This window comes from Bacillota bacterium, assembly GCA_012837285.1.
Classification (GTDB): Bacteria; Bacillota; DTU030; order DUMP01; family DUMP01; genus DUNI01.
Genome location: DURJ01000087.1, coordinates 1 through 3,840, shown reverse-complemented (window position 1 = coordinate 3,840; position 3,840 = coordinate 1). Strand labels below are relative to the sequence as shown.

At 51.5% G+C, this 3,840-nt stretch carries 3 protein-coding genes; all 3 read left to right on the top strand.

The genetic code is table 11. The annotated features are described in order from the left end of the window. Window positions 1-262: 262 nt before the first annotated feature. A complete protein-coding gene (locus GX016_05255; protein ID HHT70971.1) occupies window positions 263-2,761 on the top strand; it encodes a helix-turn-helix transcriptional regulator in 2,499 nt (832 codons plus the stop codon). A gap of 131 nt (window positions 2,762-2,892) precedes the next feature. Further along, a complete protein-coding gene (locus GX016_05250) occupies window positions 2,893-3,129 on the top strand; it encodes a DUF2442 domain-containing protein (GenBank protein ID HHT70970.1) in 237 nt (78 codons plus the stop codon). 88 nt (window positions 3,130-3,217) lie between these two features. Then, window positions 3,218-3,840 (top strand): S-layer homology domain-containing protein (locus GX016_05245; GenBank protein ID HHT70969.1); only part of this gene is annotated, 623 nt, incomplete at its 3' end.

Below are 3,840 nucleotides of genomic sequence, written 5' to 3'. Positions count from 1 at the left end.
GGTTTTGGATCGGCTGGTACACAATGTCGACAAAATTATTATGAGAGCTGACTCTATGCGAAAGGTACTTGCGGATATGACAGCGAATGAATATCTTAATTAATTTGAGATTGTAGCTAAGCAGATTCAGAAGTATTCCGACCTTATGTAAACCTGGTTTAGCGAGGAAGGTTCCTGGTGTTTTTCAGAATAATATGTAATTACTTGCCTCGGTGATGAACATTGGTGTGACCCCAAAAAGACCCGCAAGAGGGGGAATAATATGGAACATGGGAAAAACCGCCAAACCGAGCCGCATTATTATTCCGACAGGCTTAAACACAAGTTGGCCAAGATGCGCTTTGCCCCCGCTATTGTTGTCGAGGCTCCGTCCGGCTATGGTAAGACCACGGCAATAAGGGATTACTTAGAGGCCGGGCTTCCCCAAGGTACGCCTGTCTATTGGTTTACAGCAACGAATGAAGCGCCTACTGCAAGTTTTAGGCGTTTTTGTCGGGAGATTGAGAAGATCGACCGCCATGCCGGTGAACGCCTCCTTAAAATCGGACTGCCAAACGCTGCTACCATCGGTGAAGCAATGGATGCCCTAAGGTCTATCCGTTGCCTACACGAAACCTATCTTGTCCTTGATAATTTCCAATTCTTAGACGGTGTATTGCCACCTGCCGTTGTTACGGCTCTGCTGGAGCATGGCAGTCAAAACTTACATGTTCTCGTTGTTACCCAAATGCTTAAGCGAAATATGCTTGCTGCCCTTATGGGTCATGGGGTTTTGCACATTGGCACAGCTGATCTGCGGCTGGGAGCCGAGGACATACGCCGTTACTGGGCCCTTGCCAATGTGAGCATTACTCCAAGCGATGCCCAGGACGTTGCGCGCTATACGGAAGGATGGATAATAGCAGTCTATTTGCAGCTTCGTGCCTTTCAAGAGACAGGCACATTCTCTGATACATCTGGTATTCTGGCTCTTATGGAGCATTTGGTATGGGATAGATTGACAGAAGAACAGCAAGTTTTTCTGTTGCACCTGTCGCCGTTTGAGACGGTCACCGTACAACAGGCAAGTTACCTCATGGGATGCGACGAATTGCCCGAGTATGCTTGGGCTGCACTGGCGAGCCCCTTCATCCAATACAATCCAGCCGAACGGCACTGTGAGCTACACAGCATTCTGACCGATCTGCTGGCTCAGAAGCGCGGGGAGCGAGGGGCCGAGTTTGAACGCCGGTGCTTACTGCAGGCGGGAGATTTTTGCCGAGATGATGGCCAAACTGCAGTGGCGTTGAGCTTTTATGCTCGGATTAAGGATTACGAGCAGATGCTCTCGCTTGATCTCTCTCACATGACTTTCGAGACAATTAACGGCGCGCCTTTTGCGGAGCTGGCTCTTGACATCGCGAAGAATTGCCCTTCAGATTTGAAGAAGGCGCATGGTCTGAACATGCTTCGAATTGCCTGGGTGCTTCTTACTTTCAGAATGAACGATGAGTTCGATGTGCTGATGGACGAGTTGTACACAATGCTTGGTATCAGCGATCAGGTGTTGCCGCACCGTCCTGATCGGAACGCCGATTCACAGTTGATTGGCGAGTGGATGCTTCTTTCCTCATTCAGAAGTTTCCCCCACCTAGATGAGATGACAGCCGTTCTAAGGCAGGCCGCCCTGTTTTTAGGAGACCGGTGCTCTAAGGTAATCCTTCCGACAGCCCTCTGGTGCTTCGGCAACTACTCCCCGTTGACGGAGTTCTACACTGCGCCTGGTAAAGCTGATTATGAGGCCGAGGTGCTGGAGAAGTACATCGCCATTTATTCGCGTCTAACTAATGGTCACGGCAGTGGTGCAGACGCGTTATTTCGTGCGGAACTGGCTTATCAGCGGGGAGATTTGAGCGATGCGGAGATACTTGCCTACAAGGCGGCCTTTATTGCCGAAAGCAAACAGCAAAGCGTGATCCAGTTGGGCGCCTCCATATTGCTGGCTCACATTGCGTTGCACAAGGCAGATACAGCCGGCTGGCAGCGTGCTATTGCTTCAATGGAGCGCGCGGCCTCCTTCGACTACCAGAACACGTTTGTTATTCGGTCGCTTTTGGACATTATTCGAGGTGTGCTTCTGAATGAATTTCAGAATCAGACGAGTATCGCTGATTGGCTGAAGAATGCCGATTTTGCCGGGCGCTGCCTATCGCCTGCCATGACCAACAGTGCTTTGTTTGTGCACCTAAGCTTTCTCATGCATGAGGGGGAGTTTGCACGGGTGATCGGTACGTTGCAGGCTGCATGGCCTAGACTACTAAGTCCTTATGCCAATCTCTTTGCCTATTTTGTTATGGCCATCAGCCATATGTCGTTGGGCAACCGTGTCCAGGCTGCCGAGTTTCTGGAGCTTGCTGCTCGCGGGGCTCTTCCCGACGGGTTGGTGTCTCCCTTTGCCGCTTATTCACGGCTGCTTGGAGACTTGGTTGATGAGGTTATTGAGCGGGACTATCCCGAGCTTTTGGACAAGTTCAGCGCTGTTAGGAAGCGTTTCTCAGGCGGCTGGTCTACGTTACGTGAAGCCCTTTTTTCAGGCGAGCTGCCTCCTGACCTCACTGAACGGGAATATGAGGTAGCCAAGCTGGCAGCCGAGGGGCTGCGCAACAGCGAGATTGCGGAGAAGCTGGTGGTAACGGAAAGCACGGTGCGTACGCATCTGCGCACGATATTTCAGAAGCTTCAAATCGACCGCCGCGCCCGGCTGGCAGAAAAGCTAAAATAACGGCGGCTTAAGATTCAAATTCGTCCATCAAGATCGTCCATCTGGACGATGCGCAATCCAAAATCCCATTCTATAGTTAATCTGTAGGATGGGATTTTTCTCTTTACCTTGACGTGAAAGGAGGCCTATGGATGAGTTATATTAAAGCCGTTCGGCCGATGAAGGGCTACCGACTGCTGATGGAAATGGAAGGGGGCAGCACGGTTATAGCAGATCTTTCTAAAAAACTGCACACGATGAAATATGCCGAGCTGGCCGACGAAGAATTCTTCAAAACCGCCACCACCGATGGCGATTATGTTATCTGGGGCGGCGGGCGGTTGCGCCTGACCGTTAACGAACTAATGGAGGTGGTTTTATTGGGATGAATAAGGCCGAAACAGGTTCACCGGCACTTTTTCCAGGCCAAGCGGCCAAAAAGATCTTAAAACCAAAATGAGAGCGGAGGTGTATAGGTTGGGACGCAAGTCTTATCGTCTTGTGGCTGTCTTGACTCTGTGGGCGTTAGTGCTTACTGCTATTCCGGTGGCAGCAGCGCCCGATAGCAAAGGCCACTGGGCCGAGACGGCCATCCAACAATTAGTGGATTTAGGGGCAGTATCCGGCTTACCCGATGGCACTTTCCGACCGGACTTAACTGTTACCCGAGCTGAGTTCGTAAGTATGGTGAACAAGAGTGTAGGGATTACTGCGGTAACAGGGAGCAGCCGCTTCAGGGACGTAAAACTCCAGGATTGGTTTGCCGGCCAGGTAGAGGCGGCTGCAGCATATGGCTATGTGGCTGGCAATCCCGATGGGACCTTCAGTCCCTACCGTCCTATTACCCGCGAACAAGCGGCGGCTATGTTAGTGAGAGCTTTCGGCTTTAGCAAACTAGATACCGAAGCCGAGCAGAATGCTGTACTGGCACCTTTTACCGATGCTGACAAGGTGAGTGCTTGGGCTAAGGCCGATGTGGCCACCGCTGTTAGCTTAGGGCTTATGAGTGGTTACACGCCCTCTACTTTAGCGCCCCAACCGGTAGGTCTTACCGCTGTCGGCTGGCAACAGTGGGAAGCCGCCCGCAGCACAGAACAAAG

Bases quoted from the DNA above. Each gene is read 5' to 3' on its own strand.
- GX016_05255 (HHT70971.1), top strand. From the start codon at position 263: ATGGAACATGGGAAAAACCGCCAAACCGAGCCGCATTATTATTCCGAC.
- GX016_05250 (HHT70970.1), top strand. From the start codon at position 2,893: ATGAGTTATATTAAAGCCGTTCGGCCGATGAAGGGCTACCGACTGCTG.